30 protein-coding genes are annotated in these 25,540 nt (G+C 64.3%); 28 read left to right on the forward strand and 2 right to left on the reverse strand.

Annotated elements, in window-relative coordinates; all coding sequences use genetic code 11:
• Nucleotides 1-15 precede the first annotated feature (15 nt).
• The 9 genes from C2U31_RS10055 (at nucleotide 16) to C2U31_RS10095 (ending at nucleotide 8,761) form a co-directional block, all read left to right on the forward strand.
• Nucleotides 16-2,028, forward strand: coding sequence for a DNA topoisomerase III (locus C2U31_RS10055; protein WP_103272721.1), 2,013 nt, complete (start codon nucleotides 16-18; stop codon nucleotides 2,026-2,028).
• A gap of 526 nt (nucleotides 2,029-2,554) precedes the next feature.
• A complete protein-coding gene (locus C2U31_RS10060) occupies nucleotides 2,555-4,162 on the forward strand; it encodes a DNA cytosine methyltransferase (RefSeq protein ID WP_103272722.1) in 1,608 nt (535 codons plus the stop codon).
• Between the two features lie 242 nt (nucleotides 4,163-4,404).
• Nucleotides 4,405-4,962, forward strand: a complete 558-nt coding sequence (locus C2U31_RS10065; RefSeq protein WP_103272723.1) for a hypothetical protein — start codon at nucleotides 4,405-4,407, stop codon at nucleotides 4,960-4,962.
• A gap of 332 nt (nucleotides 4,963-5,294) precedes the next feature.
• Entirely contained in the window at nucleotides 5,295-5,507 is a 213-nt protein-coding gene (locus C2U31_RS10070; protein WP_033465114.1) for a hypothetical protein, read from the forward strand.
• Nucleotides 5,508-5,528: 21 nt separating this feature from the next.
• Entirely contained in the window at nucleotides 5,529-5,921 is a 393-nt protein-coding gene (locus tag C2U31_RS10075) for a hypothetical protein (RefSeq protein WP_103272724.1), read from the forward strand.
• Between the two features lie 210 nt (nucleotides 5,922-6,131).
• The gene (locus tag C2U31_RS10080) at nucleotides 6,132-6,869 is read left to right on the forward strand and encodes an ABC transporter substrate-binding protein (RefSeq protein ID WP_103272725.1); all 738 of its coding nucleotides are present in this window, start codon (nucleotides 6,132-6,134) and stop codon (nucleotides 6,867-6,869) included.
• A gap of 94 nt (nucleotides 6,870-6,963) precedes the next feature.
• On the forward strand, nucleotides 6,964-7,242 hold the full coding sequence (locus C2U31_RS10085; protein ID WP_103272726.1) for a uridylate kinase: 279 nt from the start codon (nucleotides 6,964-6,966) through the stop codon (nucleotides 7,240-7,242).
• A gap of 283 nt (nucleotides 7,243-7,525) precedes the next feature.
• Complete coding sequence (locus C2U31_RS10090; protein ID WP_103272727.1) at nucleotides 7,526-8,329, forward strand: GTPase; 804 nt, start codon at nucleotides 7,526-7,528, stop codon at nucleotides 8,327-8,329.
• Nucleotides 8,330-8,407: 78 nt separating this feature from the next.
• Nucleotides 8,408-8,761, forward strand: a complete 354-nt coding sequence (locus tag C2U31_RS10095) for a DUF3085 domain-containing protein (protein WP_103272728.1) — start codon at nucleotides 8,408-8,410, stop codon at nucleotides 8,759-8,761.
• 222 nt (nucleotides 8,762-8,983) lie between these two features.
• Here C2U31_RS10095 and C2U31_RS10100 read toward each other — a convergent pair whose 3' ends face one another.
• On the reverse strand, nucleotides 8,984-10,312 hold the full coding sequence (locus C2U31_RS10100) for a PLP-dependent aminotransferase family protein (protein WP_103272729.1): 1,329 nt from the start codon (nucleotides 10,310-10,312) through the stop codon (nucleotides 8,984-8,986).
• A 153-nt stretch (nucleotides 10,313-10,465) separates the two neighbouring features.
• On the opposite strand from C2U31_RS10100, the gene C2U31_RS10105 reads away from it, so the two are divergent.
• The 5 genes from C2U31_RS10105 (at nucleotide 10,466) to C2U31_RS10125 (ending at nucleotide 13,604) form a co-directional block, all read left to right on the forward strand.
• A complete protein-coding gene (locus C2U31_RS10105; protein ID WP_103272730.1) occupies nucleotides 10,466-10,912 on the forward strand; it encodes a DoxX family protein in 447 nt (148 codons plus the stop codon).
• Nucleotides 10,913-10,950: 38 nt separating this feature from the next.
• Nucleotides 10,951-11,553, forward strand: coding sequence for an ATP-dependent Clp protease proteolytic subunit (locus C2U31_RS10110; protein ID WP_103276331.1), 603 nt, complete (start codon nucleotides 10,951-10,953; stop codon nucleotides 11,551-11,553).
• Nucleotides 11,554-11,621: 68 nt separating this feature from the next.
• The gene (locus C2U31_RS10115) at nucleotides 11,622-12,242 is read left to right on the forward strand and encodes a glutathione S-transferase family protein (RefSeq protein WP_103272731.1); all 621 of its coding nucleotides are present in this window, start codon (nucleotides 11,622-11,624) and stop codon (nucleotides 12,240-12,242) included.
• Between the two features lie 64 nt (nucleotides 12,243-12,306).
• A complete protein-coding gene (locus C2U31_RS10120) occupies nucleotides 12,307-12,915 on the forward strand; it encodes a LysE family translocator (protein WP_103272732.1) in 609 nt (202 codons plus the stop codon).
• A complete protein-coding gene (locus tag C2U31_RS10125) occupies nucleotides 12,912-13,604 on the forward strand; it encodes an alpha/beta fold hydrolase (protein WP_103272733.1) in 693 nt (230 codons plus the stop codon). Before C2U31_RS10120 ends, C2U31_RS10125 begins: the two co-directional genes overlap by 4 nt.
• Nucleotides 13,605-13,613: 9 nt before the next feature.
• Here C2U31_RS10125 and C2U31_RS10130 read toward each other — a convergent pair whose 3' ends face one another.
• Nucleotides 13,614-13,820 carry a hypothetical protein gene (locus C2U31_RS10130; RefSeq protein ID WP_199770981.1) on the reverse strand — a complete coding sequence of 69 codons (207 nt, stop codon included), beginning with the start codon at nucleotides 13,818-13,820 and terminating at the stop codon, nucleotides 13,614-13,616.
• A gap of 468 nt (nucleotides 13,821-14,288) precedes the next feature.
• Between C2U31_RS10130 and C2U31_RS10145 the strand changes: the two genes are divergently transcribed.
• The 14 genes from C2U31_RS10145 to C2U31_RS10210 all read left to right on the forward strand — a co-directional run bounded on the left by C2U31_RS10145 (nucleotide 14,289) and on the right by C2U31_RS10210 (nucleotide 25,537).
• Nucleotides 14,289-15,206 (forward strand): DUF3577 domain-containing protein, encoded by a 918-nt coding sequence (locus C2U31_RS10145; protein WP_103272734.1) that lies wholly within the window; start codon nucleotides 14,289-14,291, stop codon nucleotides 15,204-15,206.
• A 57-nt stretch (nucleotides 15,207-15,263) separates the two neighbouring features.
• A complete protein-coding gene (locus C2U31_RS10150; protein WP_103272735.1) occupies nucleotides 15,264-15,953 on the forward strand; it encodes a DUF3275 family protein in 690 nt (229 codons plus the stop codon).
• Nucleotides 15,954-16,046: 93 nt separating this feature from the next.
• On the forward strand, nucleotides 16,047-16,370 hold the full coding sequence (locus C2U31_RS10155; protein WP_103272736.1) for a hypothetical protein: 324 nt from the start codon (nucleotides 16,047-16,049) through the stop codon (nucleotides 16,368-16,370).
• 100 nt (nucleotides 16,371-16,470) lie between these two features.
• Nucleotides 16,471-16,878 (forward strand): hypothetical protein, encoded by a 408-nt coding sequence (locus tag C2U31_RS10160; RefSeq protein ID WP_057405073.1) that lies wholly within the window; start codon nucleotides 16,471-16,473, stop codon nucleotides 16,876-16,878.
• A 16-nt stretch (nucleotides 16,879-16,894) separates the two neighbouring features.
• On the forward strand, nucleotides 16,895-17,155 hold the full coding sequence (locus C2U31_RS10165) for a hypothetical protein (RefSeq protein ID WP_023095510.1): 261 nt from the start codon (nucleotides 16,895-16,897) through the stop codon (nucleotides 17,153-17,155).
• Nucleotides 17,156-17,231: 76 nt separating this feature from the next.
• Nucleotides 17,232-17,882, forward strand: a complete 651-nt coding sequence (locus C2U31_RS10170; RefSeq protein ID WP_103272737.1) for a hypothetical protein — start codon at nucleotides 17,232-17,234, stop codon at nucleotides 17,880-17,882.
• A 64-nt stretch (nucleotides 17,883-17,946) separates the two neighbouring features.
• On the forward strand, nucleotides 17,947-19,056 hold the full coding sequence (locus C2U31_RS10175; protein ID WP_103272738.1) for a DUF6094 domain-containing protein: 1,110 nt from the start codon (nucleotides 17,947-17,949) through the stop codon (nucleotides 19,054-19,056).
• 51 nt (nucleotides 19,057-19,107) lie between these two features.
• Entirely contained in the window at nucleotides 19,108-19,428 is a 321-nt protein-coding gene (locus C2U31_RS10180; protein WP_103272739.1) for a methyltransferase, read from the forward strand.
• An 88-nt stretch (nucleotides 19,429-19,516) separates the two neighbouring features.
• Entirely contained in the window at nucleotides 19,517-19,822 is a 306-nt protein-coding gene (locus C2U31_RS10185) for a hypothetical protein (protein WP_103272740.1), read from the forward strand.
• 135 nt (nucleotides 19,823-19,957) lie between these two features.
• Complete coding sequence (locus C2U31_RS10190; protein ID WP_103272741.1) at nucleotides 19,958-22,237, forward strand: DEAD/DEAH box helicase family protein; 2,280 nt, start codon at nucleotides 19,958-19,960, stop codon at nucleotides 22,235-22,237.
• A 113-nt stretch (nucleotides 22,238-22,350) separates the two neighbouring features.
• On the forward strand, nucleotides 22,351-23,220 hold the full coding sequence (locus tag C2U31_RS10195; RefSeq protein ID WP_103272742.1) for a hypothetical protein: 870 nt from the start codon (nucleotides 22,351-22,353) through the stop codon (nucleotides 23,218-23,220).
• 217 nt (nucleotides 23,221-23,437) lie between these two features.
• Nucleotides 23,438-24,037, forward strand: a complete 600-nt coding sequence (locus C2U31_RS10200) for a LysE family translocator (protein ID WP_103272743.1) — start codon at nucleotides 23,438-23,440, stop codon at nucleotides 24,035-24,037.
• Nucleotides 24,038-24,299: 262 nt separating this feature from the next.
• The gene (locus C2U31_RS10205; RefSeq protein ID WP_103272744.1) at nucleotides 24,300-24,899 is read left to right on the forward strand and encodes a PilL N-terminal domain-containing protein; all 600 of its coding nucleotides are present in this window, start codon (nucleotides 24,300-24,302) and stop codon (nucleotides 24,897-24,899) included.
• Nucleotides 24,896-25,537, forward strand: a complete 642-nt coding sequence (locus C2U31_RS10210; RefSeq protein WP_103272745.1) for a hypothetical protein — start codon at nucleotides 24,896-24,898, stop codon at nucleotides 25,535-25,537. Before C2U31_RS10205 ends, C2U31_RS10210 begins: the two co-directional genes overlap by 4 nt.
• Nucleotides 25,538-25,540: the final 3 nt, after the last annotated feature.

The raw sequence follows: 25,540 nt of genomic DNA on the forward strand, positions 1-25,540 counted from the left end.
TTCGGATGGACGGACATGCGGCTGTTTTTGTGCGAGAAGCCCTCCCAGGGCAAAGACATTGGCCGGATTCTCGGCGCGACGCAGCGCGGTGAAGGCTGCCTCAGCGGCTCCGGCGTCACCGTTACCTGGTGCATCGGCCATCTCGTAGAAGCGGCAGATCCCGAGGTCTATGACGCGACGCTCAAGCGCTGGTCGCTGGAGCAGTTGCCCATTGTTCCGCAGCAGTGGCGGGTCGAGGTCAAACCGAAGACCGCCACGCAATTCAAGGTCGTCAAGGCGCTTCTGGCGAAGGCGACCCATCTGGTCATCGCCACCGATGCCGACCGTGAGGGCGAGCTGATCGCCCGCGAGATCATCGACCTGTGCGGCTACCGCGGCCCCATCGAGCGGCTATGGCTGTCGGCGCTCAACGATGCGTCGATCCGCACCGCGCTCGGCAAGTTGCGGCCCTCATCCGACACGCTGCCGATGTACTACTCGGCGCTTGCGCGCTCACGCGCCGACTGGCTCGTGGGCATGAACCTCAGCCGGTTGTTCACGGTGCTCGGGCGTCAGGCCGGCTACGACGGCGTGCTGTCCGTCGGTCGCGTCCAGACGCCGACCTTGAAGCTCGTCGTGGACCGCGACCGCGAGATCGCGGCCTTCAAGTCGGTGCCGTTCTGGGCCATCGACGTGTCCCTGTCCGCGGGCGGTCAGGCTTTCAGCGCGCAGTGGGTTCCGCCCGATGGCTGCACCGACGACGCCGGCCGCTGCCTGCAGCAGCCTATCGCCCAGCAGGCCGCGCAGCAGATCCGCGCTGCGGGCAGCGCCCAGGTCGTATTGGTCGAGACCGAGCGCGTGCGCGAAGGTCCGCCGCTGCTGTTCGACCTGGGAACGCTTCAGGAGGTTTGTTCCAAGCAGCTTGGACTGGATGTGCAGGAGACACTGGAGATCGCCCAGGCCCTGTACGAAACGCACAAGGCCACGACGTACCCGCGTTCGGATTCCGGCTACCTTCCCGAAAGCATGTTCGCGGAAGTGCCGACTGTCCTGGACAGCTTGCTCAAGACCGATCCCTCGCTGCGCCCGATCATGGGCCAACTCGACCGCTCGCAGCGCTCGCGCGCCTGGAACGACGGCAAGGTGACGGCCCACCACGGCATCATCCCGACGCTCGAACCCGCGAATCTCTCTGCGATGAGCGAGAAGGAGCTGGCGGTGTACCGCCTGATCCGCGCGCATTACCTCGCGCAGTTCCTCCCTCACCACGAGTTCGACCGCACTGTCGCCGAGCTGTCCTGCGGCCAGCAGAAGCTGGCGGCCACCGGAAAGCAGGTGGTCGTCAAGGGCTGGCGCCTGGTGCTGGCGGAGCGGCAAGCGGACGAGGACGGCGACGCCGCCGCGCGCAGCCAGGTACTCCCCCCGCTGCGCCAGGGCATGGCGTGCCAGGTGGCCGAGGCCGAGATCAAAGCGCTCAAGACGATGCCGCCCAAGCCGTACACGCAGGGCGAACTGGTCAAATCCATGAAGGGGGTCGCCAAGCTGGTGACAGACCCGCGCCTGAAGCAGAAGCTCAAGGATACGGTCGGCATCGGCACCGAGGCGACACGGGCCAACATCATCAGCGGGCTGATCACCCGCGGCTACATCGTGAAGAAGGGGCGCTCCATTCGCGCATCGGATGCGGCGTTCACCTTGATCGATGCCGTACCCGCGGCGATTGCCGACCCCGGAACCACCGCCGTGTGGGAACAGGCGCTCGACATGATCGAGGCCGGACAACTCACCCTGGACGTGTTCATCGGCAAGCAGGCCGCATGGATTTCGCAACTGATCGCGCAGTACGGCAGCACCTCGCTGTCCATCAAGGTTCCCCAGGGGCCTGCTTGCCCGCAGTGCGGCGCACCGACGCGCCAGCGCACCGGCAAGACCGGCCCCTTCTGGTCGTGCAGTCGCTACCCCGACTGCAAAGGCACGCTGCCGGTCGATTCCGGCGCGTCCAAGCGCGGTGCCTCGCGCCCGCGCAGTAGCGGCCGCAAAGGCTCTTGACCGACCCCGTTCCCCGAGAGCCGTGCCCGCCATCGGCGGCGTGGCCCATGTCCCGCACGCCCTGCGGGACGTCCAGCGCGCAACGCCTTCTCCTGTCCGTGTGCGCGTCCCGCCCGGCCGTCCCCGGCCGCGGGGCCTGAAGGTAACTTCTCCGCGAACCGCCTACCGCGCGTTCTGCTGATCTGCATTTTTCCGCCTCTGCGAAGGGTCCCCCGATGGCTTGCCAGGCTGCGAGCCACCCGGAGACCCTTCGTGGTCAGCGGTATTCGATGCCGTGCCCAACGGCGAAAAACTGGGCTCCTTTTGTGCGCGGATGTGCGCCAGAAGATGCCGGCGCCAACCACGACATGCGCCGGGTGCGATTGCTGACAGCGGACGGTTCTAGCGACGACCGGGCCTGCCAATCAGCCCACGGGTGGTTCCGTCCTCCCGAGCCGGAGGCCGCAAGGCCTTCGGCGCCTTTCTCCTGCCAATCAACGTCCGGCCAGGCCACACGGTCCAGGGCCACACGAACAGGAGACCCGCCATGAACCCGCAACCTCGCACCCCACGCGGTGCGCCCCAGGCCGCGCCACTGCTGTACGGCAGCGTGTGCAGCGGCATCGAGGCCGTGAGCCTCGCCTGGCAACCCCTCGGCCTCGAAGCCGCGTGGTTCGCCGAGATCGAGCCGTTCCCGAGCGCCGTGCTCGCCCACCGCTACCCCCGCGTGCCCAACCTGGGCGACATGACCACGATCGCCCGCCAGGTGCGCGCCGGCACCGTGCCGGCGCCCGACATCCTGGTCGGCGGTACGCCGTGCCAGTCGTTCAGCGTTGCAGGTAGCCGGCGCGGGCTGGATGACCCGCGCGGAGCCCTTTCCCTTGCCTATGTGGAGCTTGCCAATGCCATCGATCAAACCCGCCAACAAGACCGCCGCCCGGCGGCCACGCTCGTCTGGGAAAACGTCCCCGGCGTCCTCAACGACCGCAGCAATGCCTTCGGGCATTTCCTGGGGGCACTGGCCGGAGAAAGCCGTGCGCTCCAGCCGCCAGGGGAAAAATGGGCGCACGCTGGTTGTGTGTCTGGACCCCGCCGCCGCATCGCCTGGCGTGTGCTCGACGCTCAATATTTCGGTGTCGCCCAACGCCGCAAGCGCGTGTTTCTTGTGGCAAGTGGTGGAGATGACCTCGATCCCGCAGAAGTACTTTTTGAGCGCGCAGGCCTGCTCGGGGATTCTTGTGCGGGCCGCGCGCCGTGGCAAGAAGCTGCCCACGATGCTGGACCGGGTGCTGAGGCAGCAGGCGGATACGCAGGATTCGCAGGACTGAAGCAACCCTACGGCAAGGTCACGACGACGTTCGGATTCAGCGGCGGCATTGGCCCCGTCGATGTGGCGGCATGCCTGATGGCCGCTGGCCCCAAGCACGACATCCGCACCGAGACGTTCATGGTGCAGTCGGTCGCCGGCAGCATCGCCCACACCCTCGACACCGCCAACAACGGCAAGGGCAGCAGCGAGGACGGCACCGGCAAGGGCGTTCCGATCATCGCCTTTACCGCCCAGGGCAGCGGCGCGGATGCCACGCTCGACCTGACGCCGACGCTGCGCGCTGGCGGCCATCGCAACAGCCATGCGAACGCCGGGGTCGTGCCCGCCATCGCGTTCGCGCAGAACAACCGCGGTGAAGTGCGCTTCGAGTCGGGCCATGGCCAGGTCGCTTGCACCGTGCTGTCCAACGGCAAGCCGGGCTACGGCGTGCCTATGGTGGCCTGCGTGTCTCTGCCCGGCCGCGAGCAGGGTCTTGCCGCCGAGCTGGGCGGCAGCGTAGCGGGCGCACTGCGCACCAGCGGCGGCGGCGCGGACAAGCCCTATGTCCTGGCTCCCGACTTCGAGGCGCATTTCCGCTACGACTGGAACGACCCTGGCCCCGGCGACTGGTCGCACTGGCGGGTGCGGCGGTTGATGCCCGTGGAGTGCGAGCGGCTGCAAGGCATGCCCGACGACTACACGCTGATCCCGTACCGCGGCAAGCCCGCCGCGGATGCTCCGCGCTACAAAGCAATCGGCAACTCCATGGCCGTCCCGTGCATGGCATGGCTGGGGCAGCGGCTCGTGCAGTGCCTGCACAAGACGGGCTCGATCGCTTCGGATTGATCGGCGACGCAGCCTGCGGGCCGCGCCATTCTCCCTCCTGCATTGCCGACGTATCGGCAGCAGCCCGCAGCCAGGGTGTCAAGGCTGCCGCGGTTTTCACCCGCGCCACCCGCCAGTTCGCCTCGGCATCTCACCGGCGAACGCTGCCCACCGGGGCATCGATGCCTCTTTTCTCCAACCCACGGGATGGTCGCCACGTCCCGTCAGGGGCATGTCGCTACCCGGTCGATCTCAGGACTCCCATGGAAACCATCACCAATCAAGACCGCATCACGCTGAAGAACCTCAAGGTGGCCGACTTCACCAGCGAGGAAACGCTGTGCTTCACCGCCACTGTCGCGTTCGACGGCACTCCCATCGCCGAGGCCCGCAACGACGGCCACGGCGGCTCGACGTTCCTGCGCGCGCTCGATGGCAAGGCGGCGCTCCTGGCCCAGGCCGAGGCCTTCGCCAAGGGTCTGCCGCCTGCGCCACTCGACCTCGGCCAGGAGGGCGAAGACCCTCACTACATCGACATGACGCTCGACTTCCTGGTCGATGAACTGGCCGATGCCATGCACGCCGAACGCAAGGTGCGAGCCGCGTTCAACCGCGACATCGGCAACAAGGTGCTGTTCATCAAGGGCGGCAAACTGCTGTTCATCAAGGGCATCAAGCTCAAGGCCATCGCCGACCGCAAAGCGTACTTCGCTTCGCTGCGCGCCAGGCAGGCCCAGCCCATCGTCATCCTCGCCGAGCTTGCGCCCGAGCAGGCATTCGACCTGTGGAAGCAGCATGTCCTGGGCGACAAGCCCGACTGATCCAGTACCGACGCACCTTCCTGACAGCCCCACACTCGATGCGGGGCTTCTTTTTTTCTGCGCGCATCAATCGGGACTGCGCCGGATGCCGTTTTCCAACTGACGCGGCACGGCCCGCGCACGAAGCTGCCCGCATGTTCGCTGATTCGTCAGCACATGCCAGCAGCCAGGGTTTCAGGCTGCCGCGGGTCTCTCCCGCGTTGCCCACCAGTCCGCATCGCATCAGGTCTGCGGACGCGCGTCTCCGTGACGTCGATGCTTTTTATCAACCGCGTGCGGGAGCTGCCATCCCGTGAGGGACGAGGCCCCGCTTTTTCCCAAGGAGCCCGTCCATGTCCCAGCAAGCCTCTTTCGGCCAATTGGCCTCGACCTACTGCGGCAAGTTCCTGCCGCTCGAAGTCCTGCAAAGCGCCGCCGGTCACTACATCGGCACGCGCGATACCGAAGGTCCCGTTTCGCGGGAATCACGCGAGTACTTCCGCAGCTACGCCGCGGCTCAACGTGCCCTCGAAAGAGGCGGCTGGTCCCAGCTCGCCATTCCCTGATCCAACTGGAGGAATCACGTCATGAACCAGCTACTGCCACGGGAAGTCGTCGATCAAATCATGCGGGAAGAGCAGCATTTCGCTGCCGCGCCCCAAGCCTTTTTCGAGGCATGGAAGCGCGGCGTCGAGATCGCTGGCCCCGAATGGTTCGGCGACGGCACCCGTGAAGGTCTGAACCAGGCCAAGAGCAAGTGGGATCTGCGTCCCAACATGCTGCGGCTCAACGATGCCCTCGGCGTCCTGAGCAGCGAGGAACGCATGTTCCTGTCCGCCATGGTCAGCTTCTACAACGCGCGCGAGGGCGGTGCCATGCTCAAGCGCTGCCACTTCCACGGACTGTCGGATTTCGACGGTCTCGATCTGCAACGCCGCAAGATCATCGCCGACCTGCTGGTGAACTACAACGGCTGGTGAGCCGCTCTCCGGCACATCACCGCGATTCCGTTCACGCCCCACGAGGGACATGCGCCCACGAGGCCATGTCCCTCGATTCATTTCCCGTCGTCCAGCGCAGTGCTGACACCGCCAAGGTCAGCGTTTCCTGACGGATTTTCAATTTTCAACCCACCGGGTCCAGTTCCCGGTGGCGGGAATTGGCTCCATTATTCAATCTGGAGAGTTCCCATGTCTCAGAAACCTAATCCCTTTCTTCGCGGCTACTGGAATCTGAAAATCGTCCGCACGCTGTGCATCAGCTACGAGGACGGAAGCCCGCATGTCTGGCGCAACATCCACGCGAGCCAGCAACACCTCTCCGACGAGGAACTGGTTTCATCGTCCTGCTTCGTCGCCAGCGATTTCGCCGTGGTCAGCAATGGCCGCGAAGCCGTGAGCGCCGAGGTGCTTGCCGAATGCGATGCCGGTGAAGGCAGCAGCGACGAGGGCGTAGTCGGTGCCGTGGTCTATGCCATTCATGGCGAAGACTTCGACGGCCGCCCCGTCCATGTCGGTGATACCTATTCGGCCGAGGCCGCGCGGGAAACCGTGCAGCGCCTGAGTTTCGAGACCGGGTATTTCAGCCGGGCCTGGGAAATCAGCCGTGAGCACATCACGATCGATACCTGGCACTACCTCGCCAACCTGGCGGACCTCGCCACGCCGGAGGCCATGCTGTTCATCGCCTTCCGGGTGCCGTATAGCCCGGCGATCGGCGTCAAGCTGATCTCCACGCCCTGGACGGACCAGAACCTGGAGCACGCCGAGGGCATCACCGCCGAGCAGCTTCGGCAGGAGCACCGGAGCAAGGGCATGCCGGACGACCTGGCGAACATCCTTGAACTGGCTGGCCAGGCCGATGTGCGCATCCTCATCCTCGATGCCGATGCACCCGCGCTGCTGGGCCTGCCGCTGGCCGAGTCCTAGCAGCCGCGCGACGCGCCGTCCTTCCTCTTTGTCCCCCCATGCCAGCCCGTCTCCCCCAGGAGCCGGGCTGGTCCATTTTCATAGGAGCAACCTCATGTTCCCCGACCTCATCTCGCCCGCAGCCGATTTCGAGCACCAGCTTGGAGCCTGCGTCAACGCCATGAGCCAGGACGACGCCATCGGCCAGATCCTGCTATTCGAGCGCACGCACGGCACGCTGCACATGCGCCACATCGCCAGCGCCGCCCTAGTGGACACCGACATTGACGACTACGAAATGGTCGTCTTCGACGGTGGCAACACCAGCGGCGACACGTGGAAGCATGTCTTCTTCCCGCGTCAGCGCGAGCACTATTTCGTGTACGAAGCCTGACCCGACTAGCCCCTTTCGAGGGGCTTTTTCTTGCCCGCAGCGCAGGAAAACGGGTGCGACGCAGTGCCGTTTCATGCGGGCGGGTAGCCCGGCCCAGGGCCATCCTTGCCCCCATGTTCGTCGGCGTTGCCGACACATGCCCAGGCAGCCGAGACCTTCGAGGCTGCAAGCACGGGAAACCGCGCTGGTCGTTTCTTCCTACGGATGCACCGCGTCCATCCACCCACAAGGGACCTCTCCCTTGCGGGCGGGGAATCCCTTGTTCTTCCTCAAGGAGATTCCCATGGACCGTTCCCTCATCAAATCCATGATGCCTTCGCTTGTCGCAGGCCATGTGCCCCGCAACGTGCGGTCGTTCAAGTACCGCGTGTTCGATGATCAGCCGCAGTCCTCGACGCTGGGCTTCGCCATAGACCCCCAGCCCTTCGACGGCAAGGTGGTCGCGGCCAACGATGACGCCATCGTCGTCAAGCTCAAGCCCAGCGAGTTCGCGGTGCTCGATCCCCACCTGGTGACCACCGTTCCCAGCGAAGGCGCCAAGGTGCATGTCCAACCGTATGCCCGCCGCCGCTTCGACGGCCTGCGCGCGGACACCCCGGAAGTGATCACCGAGAAGACCGCGGACGGTGTTCCCTACACCATCACCAGGCACATCCTCGGCTCCGCGCCTGCCAAGCTGCCCATCCCCGAGCCGCAGTGCATGGAACTGGGGCAGCTCATCCAGCAGTTGGAGGAAATGCCGGCTCCCGACGGGTTCCGGCGCATCACCCACATGCTGGTCGATGCGGGCGCTCGCGACTTCACCTGGGTCGATCCGAAGCCGTCCAAGATCATCGAGACGCCCCCGGCGATCAGCTTCGCGGTTTCGACCGCGAAGTTCGAGGGCCAGGTGACGATCCTCTACGACCGCGGCGGCGACACCTACGTGGTGGAGCTGCGCCGCGACGGCGAACTGGTCGATCGGCACGACGAGGTGTATTTCGACATGCTCGGTGAAGTGCTGGAGCGGCTTATCGACGACGGGCACTGGCGCCTGATCGACGTGAGCGTCATCGACGCCAAGGCAACCAGGCGGCGCTACGGCTGATCTCAGCCTACCGGCGACTTGCCCCCATAGGCCTTCCATCCATTCGGGTGGAGGGCCTTTTTCTTCAGGAGATCAACCATGTCACTGCGATTCAAAGGTTCCGACATGCGCCCCGTGCTGGCCGAGGCCGTTGCCAACCAATGCCGCGTCGTCCTTGCCAAGGACCAGGGCGTGTACTTCCTCGCCGAGCAGGGAGAGCGCCGTCCCGATGGTCGCGTGAAGCTGCTGGCCTATGCCGTCGGCTGCAACCCGGATACCGACCCGTTTGACGACTGGTGGGAGCTGGCGCGCGCCGAGCTGGGTGGCGACGACTTCGGCGAATTCTTCGACCCGAAGGAACGCGTCTTCGCACGCATCCTGCACGGCACGGACGATCTGATGCTGTCCGCCACCACGACACACCTGTCGTTGGAGGTGATGCCATCGGTGTAGCGCAATGACTCCCATCACCCCCTAACGGCCCCCTTCTTGGGGGCTTCCTTTTTTCCGCACTGCGATCTTCGCCGCGCGCGTATTCGTTTCCGGCTGCCATGGCCCGCCGCATCGGCTCGCCCGCCGACCTACCGCTAGTTCGACGTTAAGGCCTCGGATGCCGAGGCCGAGTCTTGCCTTTCATCTGATCGGCCTCTCGAGCTACTTAAGCATGAGATCGATTCAGGCAAATTTCACGACCTCCCGCACAATGCTTAGAGCATGCTTCAGTGTGGCAAGGTCAACAGATCCCAATGCGATGCGTAAAGCATGGGGAACGTGCTGTCCCACGGAGAATGGCTCGGCGGTCGATACCGAGATCCGTCGTTCGAGAAGTGACATGGCGACCGACTCGGCACGAACGTCTTCGGCCAATGGCAGCCACAGGAAGTACGAGGCGGGATGGCTGACTGGATTCAAGTCGCCGAGTGCCTCTGCTGCCAAGGATTGTCGAATCCTGGCATCCTCGCGTTTTTCGGCAACCAATCTGTCCACAGTGCCATCTGTCAACCATGCGCAGGCCAGGGCAGTCATCGCTGCAGGCGTGTTCCAGATCGTTGCTCGGATTGCGCGTTCGAGTCGGGGAATCCAGTTTTCTGGGGATGCCACCAGGCCAACGCGCAAGCCGGCCGCCACACTCTTGGACAAGGCCGTTATATGAACACATCGCTCGGGCGCCAAAGCCGCCAGCGGCGCAGGTGGATCCGACTCAAGGAAGGCGTAGGGAGCATCCTCAATGAGGATAAAATCATATTTCCGAGCGAGTCCCACTAAACGTGTGCGACTTTCGATATCCTGTACCCATCCTAGGGGATTGTGGATAGTTGGCATCGAGTAGAGCGCGCGTACCGGTCTTTTCTTGCACAACCTCTCCAATTCGTCCAAGTCAGGCCCAAGGCTTGAAACAGGGAGCGCGGCGAGATCCAGTCTGCATTGGTCTGCCAAAGCCTTGAAGCCTGGATAGGTCAGCGCATCTATGGCCACTACATCGCCAGGCTGCAGCAACGCCATAACGACCACGGCCAGGCCATGCTGAGCACCATTGACCACCAGTACCTGCTCTGGTGCCACCACCACGCCCGATAGCGCCAAATAGTTCGCGAAGACCGCTCGCTCGTGCAGCCGGCCACCATGCGGATGACAACGCAGAAACGCGTCCAAATCACCAGCGTTTGCCAGTTGCCGCAGTGCGACACGTAGTAGCTCTGTTTGGCCCTGCAAGGTGGGGTAGTTGAAGTTCAGGTCAACCATGTCCGCTGCGATCGCCTGCTGATCCATGCCGAGACCCGCCGGGAGCGCGATCTCCCGCACGAAGGTACCGCGCCCGGCTTCGCCTATGGCCAGCCCCATTTCCTCCAACTCGGCGTAGACGCGGCTAGCGGTTACCAGCGCGATCTTCTCTTTTGCAGCCAACTTCCGATGTGTAGGCAAGCGTGTACCCGGCGGCAACTGCCCCGAGCGAATCTCTGCAGAAAACTTGTCGACTAACCGCTTGTAACGTGCAATTGGCATCTTGCGATGTATCCATGACAATTTTTTGATTGTACTGGTATTTGGCGCTTATAGTGTGAAACGTCGGTCGAGCACACTTTCCTGCACGCGCGTGCAATTGCTCGTTGTGCCGTTTCTCAGGAGCCATGGCTCCATGGATCTGGAGTGAAGTACATGCGTGAACGCATCGGGCTTGCATTGGATAGCCGGGGGCTTTGGGTTACCGCCCGCATATTCTTGTCCACCGTGTTTATTTTCCTGGGGCTAACCAGACTGGTCGATTTTCGGGGCGGTCTACTCGGAATGCGAGCCGCCGGTTTGGAGCCTGCATGGCTCTTCAATGTCGCAACGGCCACAGTGCTGACCAGCGGTGCGGCACTGATACTCCTGGACAGGGCTCTTTGGTTGGGCTCCGCTATGTTGGCCGCGTTTTCGATGCTGACCATTCTGTTTGCGCATCAATTCGGCGTGTTCCAGCGCCCCGGGGGTGTCAATGCCATGTACTGGAGTTTGACGCATTTATCGCTTGTCGGTGGTCTGGTGGCGACGGCGATTGCAAGCCGCTCTAGGAAGCGATTGCAAGTCGCGCTTGAGCTTTACTGCGGCGTCTCACCGCGTTGAGATTGGATGCCTTGGAACAGATGCAGGAGTTCAAATCCATGTTTATTGTTGGCAATACAGACTCTCAACCAGTCGCCCAACCAGGAGGCGCCAGCACCTTTCTCGAAGAAAAAGCCTTTCGCGCACGCACGGTACTCGTGTTCGGGACCGTGACGGATGCGCTGGCCTCGGAGACCGTGCGCAAGCTCCTGGCACTGGACGCGGAGTCCAGTGCGCCAATCACCATGATCGTCTCCTCACCGGGAGGCCACCTCGAATCGGGCGATGCGATCCATGATGTCGTGCGCTTCGTTTCCTCGCCCGTCAACATGGTGGGCACGGGGTGGGTCGGCAGCGCGGCCACCCATCTCTACCTGGGGGCGCCACGCGAGCGGCGCTTCTGCCTGCCACAGACGCGTTTCCTGATCCACCAGCCGAGCGGCGGGGCCGGCGGACCCGCAAGCGACATCGCGATCCAGGCCAAGGAAATCATCAAGGCCCGGGAGCGCATTGCCCAGGTCATTGCCCGAGAGACCGGACAGCCCCTCGAACGCGTACTGAAGGACATCGAGCGCGACCTGTGGATGCCGGCCGAGGAAGCGGTTTCCTACGGGCTCGTGTCGCGCATCATCCAGCGCCGCGACGAACTCATGGCCGCGTGAAGTGCACCAGACCTGACTCCTCGACACATCGAAGACCATCACTCCCACAAGCGCCACCGGAGCGACACATGCTCAAGATCCTCGGAAAGCGATCCTCCATCAACGTCCGCAAGGTCCTGTGGACATGTGCCGAGCTTGGCCTGCCGTTCCAGCAGGAAGACTGGGGCAGCGGCTTTCGTGACGTGACCGAGGACGCCTTCAGGGCGCTCAATCCGAACGCGATGGTGCCCGTGCTGATCGACGGCGATTTCGTGCTGTGGGAGTCGAACACGATCCTGCGCTACCTCGCCAATCGCCATGGCGGTGCAGCGCTGTACCCCCAGGACGCCATGGCGCGCGCCCGCGTCGACCAGTGGCTGGACTGGCAGGCGTCCGACCTCAACCGTGCGTGGAGCTACGCTTTCATGGCGCTGGCCAGACGCTCGCCGGAGCACGCGGATCCCGCCGAGGTTCAGCGGTCCCTGGAAGCCTGGCACCGGTTCATGCGTGTGCTGGACGGCCGGCTGGTGGAGACGGGTGCCTACGCCGCGGGCGACACGTTCAGCCTGGCGGACATCGCCATTGGGCTGTCCGTGCATCGCTGGTACCAGACGCCATTCGAACACCCTCGCCTGGAGGCAGTGGACGGCTACTACAGGCGCATCGGACAGCGCAATGCGTTCATCACGCATTGCATCGGCGTGCCGTGATCCGGCCCACCGCGATCGACCTCGCTTTCCCTTCCTTTCCCGCTACTGCGATGCCCATACGTCCATGCGACCAGACTTGCTCCTTGCCTTCATGACCTATGCGTTCGTGACTTCCATCACGCCGGGCCCCAACAACACCATGCTGCTCGCGTCGGGGCTCAACCATGGGTTTGTCCGCAGCGTGCCACACATCCTCGGCATCAGCATCGGCTTCGCGGCGATGGTGTTCGGCGTGGGGGCGGGGCTCGGACGCCTGTTCCTCGCCTATCCCTCCCTGTACACCACCCTGCGCGTGGTCGGTGCGGTCTACCTGCTCTGGCTCGCCTGGCAGATCGCCACGGCCCAGCCGCTGCAGGAGACCTCCGCGCCCGGCCGGCCATTCGGCTTCTGGAAGGCTGCCGCCTTCCAATGGGTCAATCCCAAGGCATGGATCATGGCCATCGGGGCCATTGCCACCTACGCACCCGCCGAGGGCGGCGTGCTGGCGGTGATCGTCATCGCCGCGCTCTATGCCCTCGTCAATGCGCCGAGCGTTGCCGTCTGGGCGGCCTTCGGCACGACGCTGCGTCGTTGGCTGATGGACAGGCGCCATTTGCGCATCTTCAACATCGCGATGGCCATCCTGCTCGTGCTGTCGTTGTATCCCCTGCTGTCCAGCCAGGCCACGCAATGACGCGATCCCCCCATGCGAGCGACCTTCTCCTCGTGCATGGCGCCTGGCACGGCGACTGGTGCTGGGAACGCGTGGCCCCACTGCTGGCTGCAGCGGGACGGCGCGTGGTGACACCGACGCTGAGCGGCCTGGATGGCACCCCGGGACGCTTCGGGCTGAGCCACCACGTCGACGACATCCTGGCCCATGCCGGGAACCTCGGATCGATCACGCTGGTCGGCCACAGCTATGCCGGATTCCCGGCTTGCGCCGCTGCATCACGCCTGGGAGAAAGGATCGACCATCTGGTGCTGCTCGACGCGTTCCTTCCCGTCGACGGAGAGAAGTTGCTCGATCACGCCCCTCATCTCATCGACCGCTACGCCAGTGCCATGGCCGCCGATCCTGACTGGCGGATCCCTCCCTTGCCCGCCGCGCAGTTCGGCATCTCCCCGGCCGACCAAGCATGGGTGGACATGCGGCTGAGGGGCCAACCCGCACAGACTTACTTTGAATCCATCCGCCTGCAAAGCCCGTTGTCCGGCTGCCGCAAGACCTATGTCCGTTGCAGCCAGGCGCCCGGTGAGCTTCTCGCACGCTCCGTCTCACGGGCCAGGAACGACGGCTGGAACTATCTGGAACTGGATGCCCCGCATGATGCGATGATCAGCCATCCGCAGGCCTTGGCCGATCTACTGCTGGAAATGTAAACAGGCGGTCTACTCCTTGTCGGGCACCTGCCTCCTGGGTCGTTGCAACCTTTCGACGAAGCTGGGCAGTTGCTCCGAATCCTCGGCATCCCTGCGCAGCAGGTAGTCCGTCAGTGTTGGCACCTCACTGGCCAGCGGACGCGAAGCGACGTCCAGGTGCCGCCACAAGTCGTGATCCGAAGGATTGTAGCCCGCTACCACCAACGTCATCAGCATGTCGTGGTACGCCACTCGTTCGGCACTCTTGGAATTGCTAACTTTGGCCAGCAAGCCCTGTGGTGCACTCTTCGGTGCCGACGACTCCAGTTATGCCGACCTAGCGCTCTACCGCCGACCAGGGTGACCTGTTCGACATTGCCGATGAGTCGATCGCCTGCTTCTGCGGCGATGACGAATAGGGATAGCCCCAGATTCCGATTGATTGCTGCCGCGTGCGCGAGCTCCGGACATGCTGTCCCCATGCCTGCTGACGTTGTCAGCGACATGCCAGGCAACCATTGGTCTTCGAGGTTGCCGCGCAGTTCCGACTGCGTGACCGAGCCAGCTCGCACCGCATCCATCCGCGAGCGGCCACCAGTCCTGGTGGCGGATGCTTTCGCCTTATCAACCCACCGCGGGGTTACGCACCTTTCCCCGCATGCGTGGGGCCGGTGTGTCTCCGCTTCATCCCAATGGAGATTCACCATGAGCACCACGTCCAACGAGAAATCGTATTTCGACCTCCACACCTCGGGCATCGGCTACATCCAGCGTGCCCGCGAGGTTCCCGTCCGGGGCGGCCGCCGTGCGCAGCCCTTCCTGGCATGCACCATCGCCGCACTGATCGGTTCCGCCAAGGACCCTAGCTACCGCTACTTCGACGTCAAGGTCTCGGGTGCCGAGGCCAAGAAACTGGTCGAGCGCTACATCGGCGTTGACGATCCCAAGCAGCGGCCGCTGGTGCGCTTCCGCCTCGGCGACCTCTGGGGCGATGCGTACATCCGCGACAAGGGTGAGCACAAGGGCCAAGCCGCCGCGTCTCTGAAGGCGCGACTGCTGAAGGCCGAGCCGCTTGACCGGGCCGAACTGGCTTCGATCAAGCAGCACGAGCTGATCACCCGCGGCATCGGCTACCTCAGCCGTCCGAAGGACGTCTCCCCCAAGGATGGCGATCCGTTCCTGTCGTGCTGCGTCGCGGCGCTGGCCGGACCTGTCGGTGAACCGGAATATCGGTACTTCGACACCATCGTCGCCACCCCTGAAGCCGAGCACCTGGTTCGCCGGTGCGTGCAGGCCATCGAAGGGGACCGCAAGGTGTTGATCGCCTTCCGTCTGAACGACATGAAGATCGATCCGTACATCCGCACCAAGGGCGAGCGCGCCGGGGAACCGGGAGCGAGCCTGGAATCGACACTGGTCCACATCGGTCTCATCAAGATCGACGGCACCCAGGTCTATCCGACGAGCCAGGCGCAAGCCGAGGCGCCGCAAGCCGAGGACGCACCCGCGCCCGAAGCCGAGGTTGCCGCCGACACCGCTGCCGACCAGCCTGTCGAGCCCGCCGAGCGCGAGCCCGCAGGTGAGGTCGAAGAGCAGGAGCCGGCATTGGCTGCTTCGTTCTGATCAGGCATGGCCCCTCACGGGGCCTTGCCTTTTTCCTATTCCCCAAGGAGAACCATCATGGCAGTCACATCGGCGCCCGAGCAATCGGGTTCGCCCATCACCGTCCCAGGCCAACTCACGTTGCGCACGATCCGCGGAAGAAACGGCCCTTTCAACGTCGGCCGACTTGTCACCCCCATCGGCAAGTTCGCGGTGAAGGATGCGGAGCTGGAGCAGTACCCCGAAGGCAAGTACGACGGGGAGTTCGTCATCCGCTACATCTTCCCGAAGTCCTATCCCGTCGGCGACGGCATGCGGTTCGAGATCCGTGCCAACCTGGACGGGATGACGCTCAACGGCATCGACAAACTGAGCCGTGACGAGGCACGCAGCTTCACCACCCAGGAAGTCGATCCGCTCGATGAAGAACTGGGCACGCAGCCTGCGGCAACGCCGACCAAGCCCGCCAAGGCATCCAGACCCGCCAAGCCCGCATCCGTGCAGGCGTCCGCGGACCCGCTGATCGATACCACGCCTTTTGGTGTGGATGCCCCGCCGCCCGCTGCGGCTGCTGCCCTCGGCAGCACCGAAGATGGCGACGCCGCGCTATTCGGGCTGCTCTGGCCGCTGGGAGAGTCCGTGAAACTGGATTCGACCATCGACCGCCGCACCCTGCGCGCGCAGATCGCCCGCTTGGGTGAACTGGGCTACGCGCTGGACTTCAAGACGCAGGAGTGGAGCCGCCAGGCCGAACTGCAACCTGCGTGATCGCAGACGCCGCATCCGCGGTGTTCTACATCCACCCGCCGGGGTTCCTTCCCATGCGGGGGAGGCTCCGGCTTTCTTCTGGAGGTCTCCATCATGTCCACCATCGCTTGCGATGCGCCTCATTCCACGCTGGACGAACCCACGTGGCGCGCTGTCTGCAAGACGGCCGCCGAGCACGCCCAGCGTGGTTGCGGCCTGTCCTGGGATCACTGGGTCACGCTTTTCAGTTCGGAGATCGACGCGCAAGCCAGTCGGTTGCCGGAAAGCCAGCGGGCTCAGGCCCTGGAAATCGCGACCCAGGAATGGGACTACGCAACGCCTGCCGAACGGCAGGAAACCCAGGAGTGGAACGCTGCAAACGGCTACTGCTCCCATGGCATCGAACTGGGCTACTGCCCAGCCGGTTGCGGTTCCTAGCCCGCACCGGACTCCATCGCCGCACGCGCGGCATTCCATCACCCGCTGGGGGCTCGCCCCCACGGGGAGGCCTCCGGCTCGATTCTTTAGGAGGCCTTTCATGGGCTGGTATTTCTCCCCCCAATCGCGGTCTGAACTGATCGCGGAACTGATCGCACCGCAGGAGACCGAGCGCGCCAGCGTCAAGGTCATCGCCCACGCGCTGCGCGGCAACGTCCTCTGGTCCGTCGCGGAAGTGACGGCCAAGGTCGAAGGCGTGCATCGTCATCTGGCGCCGGGTCAATCCCTGCGCTACATCCGTTGCGATCTGCTCGAACGCAGCGGCGGCCAGTGGGGCTACAAGCCGCTGGACGAGTCCATGCACCCGTACTACTACTCGTGCCCGCTGTCCTATCTGGACCTCGCACCAGAGCAGTCCGCCGACTGGCGTGCAGGCGTTCGCGCCTACCACGCGCGGCGGCGCACACCCACGGCACCTGCGGCACCCACCGCAGCGCTGATGGCCTGAGCCAGGAGGAACCGACATGGATTCGATCCTGGCTGCGCTCCCGCCCTCGCTGCTGAAGCTCGTTGAAGGGAGTTTGTCCAACGACGAAGTTTCGTCCGACGAGGAAATGCTGGAGTACTTCATCAGCAACGGCCTCACCGAGGAACAGGCACGGCAGGCACTGACCTACCGCGACCAGTACCTCAACAACATCTACCTGGAGGGCTTCACGCCAATCACTTCGGTAGATGAGGCGCTGCACTTCAACCCGCACACCCGGCAGTTCGAGCCGGACTGAGCGGCTTTCTTCCACCCCCTGGGGCAGTACTTGCCCCAGCGGGCGGTGCTGTTCCCGCTCTTCCGAGGACACCACCATGCCCGCAAACACTTCTTCCACCACGCTGTATCACATCGACGAATGCTCCGACGTGATGGCCGACGCTTGCGTCGGCGATGACCAGGGCAATCTGATCTTCCTGTCGATCTGGGCGCGCGACACCGCCGTCCAGCAGTTCCTCGCTCGCCTGACCCTCGGGCGCGACGAACAGGGACTGGACCAGTTCCACGTCATCACCGACCAGGGCGGCAGCGTCCCGGTGTTCGTCAGCAACGTCGATCGTCTGGAAAAGCGCATGACCCGCGCCTACCGGCGGACGCTGTTCGGTTCGCTGTCCAACGTGTGGCTGTTCGACCGCCGCTGCGTCAAGCCCGACAAGGCCAACGCCAGCGCACTGGCATTGCTACCCAAGGGCAGCGCCCATCGGCTTGACCGCCTGTGGATGCTGGTACGGGACACCTGCCCACTTCCGCTGCTCGACCACTGGCGCGAACCCGTGCTGGAACTGCTGCAGACCCGCGAGATGCTGGCTCGCCTTCCGTTCGCCCTCGGGCCGCTGGAAGGCCATCGGCTCGCCATCGACGTGCCGGCGCTGACCCTGGCGCTGGGCTCCTTGATCCGCAGTGACGTGCTCACCGCCTATCCGTATCCGGCCAAGATTTGGACGCCGGAAGCGGTAGCGGCTTGACCCACCCGCGAGAGCACGCCAAGGCGTGCTTTCGCACTTTATCCCCGCCAACCAGGAGACTTCCATGGCCCTCATGTTCCCGCGGCTCGCCCGCAATTTCGCCAAGAACGGGTATTACCCGACCGACGAACCCACGCTCGAAAGAGCCCTCAACGCACTGATGCCCAGCGATGGCCCGATGTGCATCCTCGATCCCTGCGCCGGCGAAGGCGTGGCGATCACCGAAGCCGCTCATGCCCTCGGGCGCGAGCAGGCCAAGGCGTTCGCCGTCGAGTTCGATGCGGAACGGGCACGCCATGCCCGCGGCCTAGTCGATCACTGCCTGCACGCGGACCTCATGGACACGATGATCTCCAAGCAGTCGTTCGGGCTGCTCTGGCTCAACCCGCCGTATGGCGATCTGTCCAAGGACGTCAACGGCAACATCGGCTATCAAGGCCAAGGCCGCGCCCGCTTCGAGAAGCTGTTCTATCAGCGCAGCCTGTCGCTGTTGCAGTACGGCGGTGTGCTGGTCTTCATCGTCCCCAGCTATGTGCTCGACGCGGAACTGGTCGGCTGGCTGACGCGCCACTACACGGACCTGCGGATCTACCGAGCGGTGGAGACGCAGTTCAAGCAGGTGGTGATCTTCGGCCGCAGGGTGCGTCAGCGCGAGCTGGCACCCGATGGTCTCAAGGCCGTGCGCAATCTGCTGCTGCAGGTCGGGCTTGGTGAAGTCGAAGCCGAGGAGCTGCCGAGCGAATGGCCGTTCCTGCCGTACATCGTCCCCGCCAGTCCGGCCGAGCCGGAGCACTTCTTCCGCGTGACGATGGAGCCGGAGCAGTTCGCCGATGAAGTCGGCCGGCTGCAAGGCCTCTGGCCGTCGCAGGACACGTACCTGGGGGCCGCGCAGCAGCCGCTGCGTCCACCGGCGCGTGCCTTGTCCCACTGGCATCTCGCCCTGGCCCTGGCCGCGGGCGCGATCTCGGGGGTTGTGCGCTCCAAGACGGGGCGCGTGCTCGTCGTCAAAGGTGACACCCACAAGGACAAGACGCTCCAGCGGGAATTCACCGAACGCGAAGACGGCTCCATCGCCGAGACCCGCATCCTCACCGACAAGTTCGTGCCCGTCATCCGCGCGTGGGACATGACGCCCGGCTCCGCTACACGGGGCGAGGTCCTGACCATCCGTTAATCCATCGGACGCGCTGCCGTCCTGCTGTACCACCTCGAAGGAGAAACACCCATGTTCTCAAGCCTGTTCAAGCGGCCCGCGCCGCAGAAGCAACCGTTGTTCGCACCAGGTACGTTGCAGTTGAGCGAGAAGGTGCATTGGCTGGCCCGCAAAGGCCTGATCGACCCCTTGGCTCTTGTCCAGCGCCATGTGCGCGGTGACTGGGGCGAGACCGATGAGGCCTCCCGTCAAGCCAACGATGTCGCAATCCGTGGGGACGATCCGATGATCTCCCACTTCAGGATCACGCCCGAACTGGTGTTGATCGTCAAAACCAGCGAGGACCACCAGACCACGGTGATCCAGCTTCCCGAAGAGCGGGACATGATCTGACAGCACCATCGTCGCGTTCATCCACCTGCCGGAGCCACTTCACTCCGCCAGGGGTGTCGTGGCTCAATGACTCATCAAGGAGGAGCCCATGGCATCACATCGCATTGAAACCTACTGCCACAGGCTGGCGTTTCCAATCGGTGCGCTCATCTTCAGCAGAGGCATCGATCGCCTGGTCCGCACGGGTCGCCTCGATCCGATCCCGTACTTCAGGCGCCACACCCGTGGCGACTGGGGCGACGTCAACCTCCAGCAATGGCAGGCCAACAGCACTGCACTGCAATCAGGTGCATCGCTGGAATCCCGCTACGTGATCCATTCGGGGCTGGCCATCCGCATCGTCACCGATGCGCAGCGCAGCGCCACTGTCATCGTGCTGCCGTCCGAAGACTGAGCACGATTCACCAGCAGGCCACCACGGCCGGCAACTTCGACCACCTCGGCCAAGCGCCGATTTCCTTCCCACTGCGGGGCATGCCATTGCCCCGCTGGGGGTGGTGCATGCCCCATTTTTCATTGGAGCATCACCATGTCCCTCGATCTCGAAACCACTGCCGCTGAAGCCGCGCCCGTACAGGGCGAACTGCTCGATGCGGAATCTTCCCCTCTGACCCTGAGCCTTCAGGATTTCGTCGGCGAGTTCGGCGACGAACTGCTCGACGCCCTCAATAGCGCGAACCCGCCGGTCTATAACGGCCAGCCGCAGGCGCACCGGCAACTCGTCGTCGCCAGCCTCAAGCGCAAGCTGTTCCCGGCCCAGGCCGAAGTCGTCCACGCCGCCGCCGAGCTGCTGATCGACCGTGGCGAACGCGCCGCGATCATCAATGGCGAAATGGGCTGCGGCAAGACGACCGTCGGCATCGCCACGGCCGCCATGCTCAACGCCGAAGGCTACCGCCGCACCCTGGTTCTTTCGCCGCCGCACCTTGTTTACAAGTGGCGGCGCGAGATCCAGGAGACGGTGGCAGGCGCCAAGGTGTGGGTGCTCAACGGGCCGGACACGCTCGTCAAGCTCATCAAGCTGCGCGAGCAGTTGAATGTCCAGCCCACGGGCCAGGAGTTCTTTGTCCTGGGCCGGGTCAGGATGCGGATGGGGTTCCACTGGAAGCCTGTCTTCACCCAGCGGCGTACCCGCCATGGCAACGTGGCGGCGTGCCCGGACTGCGGCACGGTCATCACCGACCTCGACGGCGAGCCGGTCAACCCGGTCGCGCTCCAAGCCGAGGAATACCGCAGGAAGTGCAGCCATTGCGCCGCGCCCCTGTGGACGCTGATCCGCCCGCGCAGCCTGTCCGGCAGCGACCAGTCCTCGGCCGTGCTGAAAGCCCTCAAGCGTATCCCGACCATCGGGGAAGTCACCGCGCAGAAGCTGATGCAGAAGTTCGGCGACGGGTTCCTGGCGTCGATGCTGGGCGACAACATCCACGAGTTCATCAACCTCATGGACGGCAACGGCGAGCTGGTGTTTTCCGACCGCCAGGCGCATCGCATGGAAAGAGCGATGGCGAACATGGAGTTCGGCTTCGGCGAAGGCGGCTACCAGCCGTCCGAGTTCATCAAGCGCTACCTGCCGCAAGGCACGTTCGACCTGTGCATCGCGGACGAGGCACACGAGTACAAGAACGGTGGCAGTGCCCAGGGCCAGGCTATGGGCGTGCTGGCGGCGAAGGCTCGCAAGACCTTGCTGCTGACCGGCACGCTGATGGGCGGCTACGGAGACGACCTGTTCTACCTGCTGTTCCGAGCCCTGCCTGGGCGGATGATCGAAGACGGCTACCGCCCGACCACGAGTGGGAGCATGACCTCGGCGGCCATGGCGTTCATGAGGGACCACGGGGTCCTCAAGGACATCTACTCCGAAAGCACCGGCACGGCGCACAAGACGGCCAGGGGCACCAAGGTATCGGTGCGCACGGTCAAGGCTCCCGGCTTCGGGCCGAAGGGGGTCTTGCGGTGCATCCTGCCGTTCACGATCTTCCTCAAGCTCAAGGACATCGGCGGCAACGTCCTGCCGCCGTATGACGAGGAGTTCCGTGAAGTCGCAATGGACACGGCGCAAGCCGCGGCCTACCGTGACCTGGCGGGTCGGCTGACCGCGGAGCTGAAACAGGCTCTGGCGCGACGCGATACGACGCTGCTGGGTGTGGTGCTCAACGTGCTGCTGGCCTGGCCGGACTGCTGCTTCCGGTCGGAAACCGTGGTGCATCCGCGCACGCGCAACACCTTAGCGTTCGTCCCGGCTCAGTTCAACGAGTTCGAGGTGACGCCGAAAGAGCGCGAGCTGATCGACATCTGCAAAGAGGAGAAGGCGCAGGGCCGCAAGGTTCTGGCCTACACGGTCTATACCGGCACGCGCGACACCACGTCGCGCTTGAAGGTATTGCTGGAGCAAGAAGGTTTTCGGGTGGCGGTGCTGCGCGCGAGCGTGGACGCCAGCCGCCGCGAGGACTGGATCGCCGAGCAACTGGACCGTGGCATCGACGTGCTCATCACCAACCCCGAGCTGGTCAAGACGGGCTTGGACCTGTTGGACTTCCCGACGATCGTTTTCATGCAGTCGGGCTACAACGTGTACTCGCTCCAGCAGGCGGCACGCCGCTCCTGGCGCATCGGACAGAAGCAGCCGGTGCGCGTGATCTACCTCGGCTACGCCGGTTCCTCGCAGATGACCTGCCTGGAGCTGATGGCCAAGAAGATCATGGTTTCGCAGTCCACCTCGGGCGACGTGCCCGAATCGGGCCTGGATGTGCTCAACCAAGACGGTGATTCCGTCGAGGTCGCACTGGCCCGGCAACTGGTCGCCGCCTGATCCCCACGCCAACGCCGGCCTCGCGCCGCCGGCTTTCCATTGTTCCCACCTTGCAGCCACGCCCACGGTCTCCGTGGACGTGGCTGCGCATTTTTCATTCCAAGGAGATTTCCATGAACACCCATACCCAAGACACGCCCGAAACCGTCAATGCGCGCCTGACGCTGGACGTGACCTATCTGCTCAACGGCGAGGCCGCGCCGGAATTGCTGGCACGGCTGGAACGCATGTGCGAACTCGCCATCGGCGAGGGACTGCTGACCGGCGAGACCGCCGCGGAAGTGGACACCTGGTCGATCGATGTATCCGAGGTGCCTTCGACGGCCGACCGCGAAACGCTCGAAGCCGAGATCGCCGCCTTCATGCAGCAGCGCATCGAGGACGGCAACCTCGGTGCCGAGGACATTCCCTTGCGCCTGGCGCGCTATGGCCTGATGGCCCCCGAGGCATTCGCCGACGAGATGCGCGAGCGCATGGGCATGGACGACGACGCCCCCACGGGCCAAGCCGTCATCCCCTCGACCGAACCTGCCGACGGCAGCGAGATCGAGATGCAAGTCGCGGTCGCCTGCATCGGTGCCTCCGGCAGCCCCGACGTGCCGATCTTCAAGGTCAGGATCACCCAGGAGGAATACGACCTGGGTATCCACTACGACAAGGCCAGGGACTTGGCCGAGGACGCCCGCTACGAAGGGCCGTTCATCTGCTTCGACGCTGCCGAATACGGCCCCATCCTGTCGGCCGCCCGCGAACTTGGCCTCGTTCCGCAGGTCGTCGTGGTCGATATGACCGACGGCCAGATCCACTCCATCCGCTGCGACAGCGGCGAGATCAAGGTCATCTGCTACGACACCAGCGACACCGAAGAGTATTCGGCGGCGGTGGCGAACCGGCCGCTCGGTGAGAACGGGCAGTTCGTGCGCTGCTGGTCGCACACCCAACTGGCACAGGTCGATCCCGGCCTGAAGCTGGCTCGGGATTGATGCGGCGAGGTCGATTTGTGTTTTCATTGGCCCCGTTAGGGGCCTTCTTGTTGCATTCGGTAATTGTTGGATCAGGCTGGACAGCCCGGGAGTTACCTCCTTTGGCTGCCAAAACTACTCGCAACCTATACGCCTGCCCAGTATGATTTTCCATTCAAGAAAACGTACCGAATCTATTGCGCCATATTGTTCGAGGCAATATGGCTTGGAAAATCAAATGACAGAGAATCTCCTTTTTTTCATCATCCCTTTCGCCATCGCTGCTGCGTTGCCAGGACCAGCACAGGGAGCGTTGATCGCACGGGTGGTTTCGCGCGGCAGTACTTCAGGCCTTCCTTTCGTCCTGGGCATGGTGACAGGCAACCTGATCTGGCTCGCTGCCGCCATGTTCGGTTTGTCGGCTGTGGCCTTACGCTACGAGCTGCTGTTCGTCGTCATCAAGTGGCTCGGCGTTGCCTACCTGCTTTTCATTGCGTGGAGGCTCTGGAACGCACCTGCTGCCATGCCCACGACGCAGAAGGTGGATACCAGCGGAATGGTGCCCGGTATGTTGCTGACGCTCGGCAACCCGAAGGCAGTCGTGTTCTTCGGTGCAGTACTTCCACATGCCTTCGATATGACCTCTTTGTCGTATGCTTACATGGGCCTGATTCTGGTCTTGGGCTTTCTGATTGATCTGTGCATTCAGCTCGCCTATCTTTTTGCCGCCTCCCGTGCTCGTAGATTCGTCCAGTCCGAACGCCACATGAGGGTAGTCAACCGCTCCTCTGCCGGGTTGATGGCGGGAGCGGCAGCCGTGATCGCCTCAAGAAGCTGATTTGACACCTATCAGTACTACAACCAAGGTCTGCGGAGATCACCGTAGGCCTTGCACACCGATAGTCATCATCTACCGCACCTCGCCATCGAACTAAGACGGACATAACCGGAAGCTGGGAGTCAGGTATCCGGCCTGTTTCCGTTGTCACTTATCGCTCATCCAGGCAAAAAAAAGCGGGCGAGCCCCAGTTCGCATTCCTGGCTGACCGCGCGACAGCGCGCAGCCAAGGTATCGGCATCGAAACAGATGAGCCGATGCCATGTGCCCCTCTCCACCCTGGTTTCACCATCCAGAACGCCGCCTGCTGGCGGGTTTTCTCGGCCTGCTTTGGTCGGTGCTGGCTGGCGGGTGCGCGACGACGAGCAAGCCGGTCGCGCCCGACACCATCGAGGAAGTCTCGGCCGCGCCCGTACCCAAGGCGCCCGAGTACATCCCCGTCGTGCGCTACGGCCGCTACACCCTCGTGGAACTGGCACCGACAGCAGCGCAGCGCGACCTGCTGTTGCAGACCATCGACGTGTCGATGCCCGAGGATGCACGCGCCACGGTCGGCGACGGGCTACGGCATGTGCTCAAGCGCAGCGGTTACGGCCTGTGCCAGACGGCGCACGCGGTGATCGAGCTGTACGCACTGCCGCTGCCGGCGGCGCACGTGCACCTCGGCCCCATGACCCTGCGCGATGCGCTGCTCACGCTGGCTGGTCCGGCCTGGGAACTGCACGCGGATGACCGCGCGCGGCAAATCTGCTTCGAGCGGCCCGGCGACAGCATGACCGCCGACAACGTACCCGCGCCGCCCGCCACCGAGGCGGTGCAGACGTTCCCGCTGGTGCCCGCGGCATCGGGAGGCCAGCCATGAACGCCCCGCAGCCCGCCCAGCGTTCAACGGCCACCGTGGTGGTGCAGAGCCTGATGTGGCTCTGGCTGATCGGCCTCAGTGTCCTCGTTGCCCTCGGCTACCAGGCGATGAACGACCAGGCCGACCAGGAGCGCCTCGATTCCCGCCTGCAACGCCTCGAAGCGCAGGCAACAGGCCTGGCCGAGACCGTCGAGGCCATTCAGCAGCGTCCGGCCGTCGCCACGGCGGCAGACCTCAAAGACACCCGCCAAATCCTGGAAGCACGCGCGGCCCAGGTCGAGAAATCGCTGAGCGCCTATGCCGCCGCCGACGACCTTCAGGCGCTGCGCGCCGAAGTCGAGCAAATCAAGGCGCGGCAGACCGCTGCGCGCGCCGCTGCACCCGCCCAGCCGCGCACCAGGAACAAGCCCACCGCCAAGCCCGAACCACCGCCGCTCCCGTTCCGCATCGTCGGTGCCGAACTGCGTGCTGGCGAGCGCAGCGTGTCCGTCGCACCAAGCAATGGCGACTTCACGCCCGACCAGCTTCAGGTGCTGCTACCCGGCGATGCGGTTGGCCCGTGGCGCTTGCAGGCCGTCGAGGGCAACACCGCGGTGTTCCAGGCCGGCGACCAGATCCGCCGCTTAGCGATTCCCTGATCG

Origin of the sequence: Achromobacter sp. AONIH1 (assembly GCF_002902905.1) — a bacterium.
Lineage (GTDB): Bacteria > Pseudomonadota > Gammaproteobacteria > Burkholderiales > Burkholderiaceae_B > Achromobacter.

Bases quoted from the DNA above. Each gene is read 5' to 3' on its own strand.
- C2U31_RS10055 (WP_103272721.1), top strand. From the start codon at position 16: ATGCGGCTGTTTTTGTGCGAGAAGCCCTCCCAGGGCAAAGACATTGGC.
- C2U31_RS10060 (WP_103272722.1), top strand. From the start codon at position 2,555: ATGAACCCGCAACCTCGCACCCCACGCGGTGCGCCCCAGGCCGCGCCA.
- C2U31_RS10065 (WP_103272723.1), top strand. From the start codon at position 4,405: ATGGAAACCATCACCAATCAAGACCGCATCACGCTGAAGAACCTCAAG.
- C2U31_RS10070 (WP_033465114.1), top strand. From the start codon at position 5,295: ATGTCCCAGCAAGCCTCTTTCGGCCAATTGGCCTCGACCTACTGCGGC.
- C2U31_RS10075 (WP_103272724.1), top strand. From the start codon at position 5,529: ATGAACCAGCTACTGCCACGGGAAGTCGTCGATCAAATCATGCGGGAA.
- C2U31_RS10080 (WP_103272725.1), top strand. From the start codon at position 6,132: ATGTCTCAGAAACCTAATCCCTTTCTTCGCGGCTACTGGAATCTGAAA.
- C2U31_RS10085 (WP_103272726.1), top strand. From the start codon at position 6,964: ATGTTCCCCGACCTCATCTCGCCCGCAGCCGATTTCGAGCACCAGCTT.
- C2U31_RS10090 (WP_103272727.1), top strand. From the start codon at position 7,526: ATGGACCGTTCCCTCATCAAATCCATGATGCCTTCGCTTGTCGCAGGC.
- C2U31_RS10095 (WP_103272728.1), top strand. From the start codon at position 8,408: ATGTCACTGCGATTCAAAGGTTCCGACATGCGCCCCGTGCTGGCCGAG.
- C2U31_RS10100 (WP_103272729.1), bottom strand. From the start codon at position 10,312: ATGCCAATTGCACGTTACAAGCGGTTAGTCGACAAGTTTTCTGCAGAG.
- C2U31_RS10105 (WP_103272730.1), top strand. From the start codon at position 10,466: ATGCGTGAACGCATCGGGCTTGCATTGGATAGCCGGGGGCTTTGGGTT.
- C2U31_RS10110 (WP_103276331.1), top strand. From the start codon at position 10,951: ATGTTTATTGTTGGCAATACAGACTCTCAACCAGTCGCCCAACCAGGA.
- C2U31_RS10115 (WP_103272731.1), top strand. From the start codon at position 11,622: ATGCTCAAGATCCTCGGAAAGCGATCCTCCATCAACGTCCGCAAGGTC.
- C2U31_RS10120 (WP_103272732.1), top strand. From the start codon at position 12,307: ATGCGACCAGACTTGCTCCTTGCCTTCATGACCTATGCGTTCGTGACT.
- C2U31_RS10125 (WP_103272733.1), top strand. From the start codon at position 12,912: ATGACGCGATCCCCCCATGCGAGCGACCTTCTCCTCGTGCATGGCGCC.
- C2U31_RS10130 (WP_199770981.1), bottom strand. From the start codon at position 13,820: ATGCTGATGACGTTGGTGGTAGCGGGCTACAATCCTTCGGATCACGAC.
- C2U31_RS10145 (WP_103272734.1), top strand. From the start codon at position 14,289: ATGAGCACCACGTCCAACGAGAAATCGTATTTCGACCTCCACACCTCG.
- C2U31_RS10150 (WP_103272735.1), top strand. From the start codon at position 15,264: ATGGCAGTCACATCGGCGCCCGAGCAATCGGGTTCGCCCATCACCGTC.
- C2U31_RS10155 (WP_103272736.1), top strand. From the start codon at position 16,047: ATGTCCACCATCGCTTGCGATGCGCCTCATTCCACGCTGGACGAACCC.
- C2U31_RS10160 (WP_057405073.1), top strand. From the start codon at position 16,471: ATGGGCTGGTATTTCTCCCCCCAATCGCGGTCTGAACTGATCGCGGAA.
- C2U31_RS10165 (WP_023095510.1), top strand. From the start codon at position 16,895: ATGGATTCGATCCTGGCTGCGCTCCCGCCCTCGCTGCTGAAGCTCGTT.
- C2U31_RS10170 (WP_103272737.1), top strand. From the start codon at position 17,232: ATGCCCGCAAACACTTCTTCCACCACGCTGTATCACATCGACGAATGC.
- C2U31_RS10175 (WP_103272738.1), top strand. From the start codon at position 17,947: ATGGCCCTCATGTTCCCGCGGCTCGCCCGCAATTTCGCCAAGAACGGG.
- C2U31_RS10180 (WP_103272739.1), top strand. From the start codon at position 19,108: ATGTTCTCAAGCCTGTTCAAGCGGCCCGCGCCGCAGAAGCAACCGTTG.
- C2U31_RS10185 (WP_103272740.1), top strand. From the start codon at position 19,517: ATGGCATCACATCGCATTGAAACCTACTGCCACAGGCTGGCGTTTCCA.
- C2U31_RS10190 (WP_103272741.1), top strand. From the start codon at position 19,958: ATGTCCCTCGATCTCGAAACCACTGCCGCTGAAGCCGCGCCCGTACAG.
- C2U31_RS10195 (WP_103272742.1), top strand. From the start codon at position 22,351: ATGAACACCCATACCCAAGACACGCCCGAAACCGTCAATGCGCGCCTG.
- C2U31_RS10200 (WP_103272743.1), top strand. From the start codon at position 23,438: ATGACAGAGAATCTCCTTTTTTTCATCATCCCTTTCGCCATCGCTGCT.
- C2U31_RS10205 (WP_103272744.1), top strand. From the start codon at position 24,300: ATGTGCCCCTCTCCACCCTGGTTTCACCATCCAGAACGCCGCCTGCTG.
- C2U31_RS10210 (WP_103272745.1), top strand. From the start codon at position 24,896: ATGAACGCCCCGCAGCCCGCCCAGCGTTCAACGGCCACCGTGGTGGTG.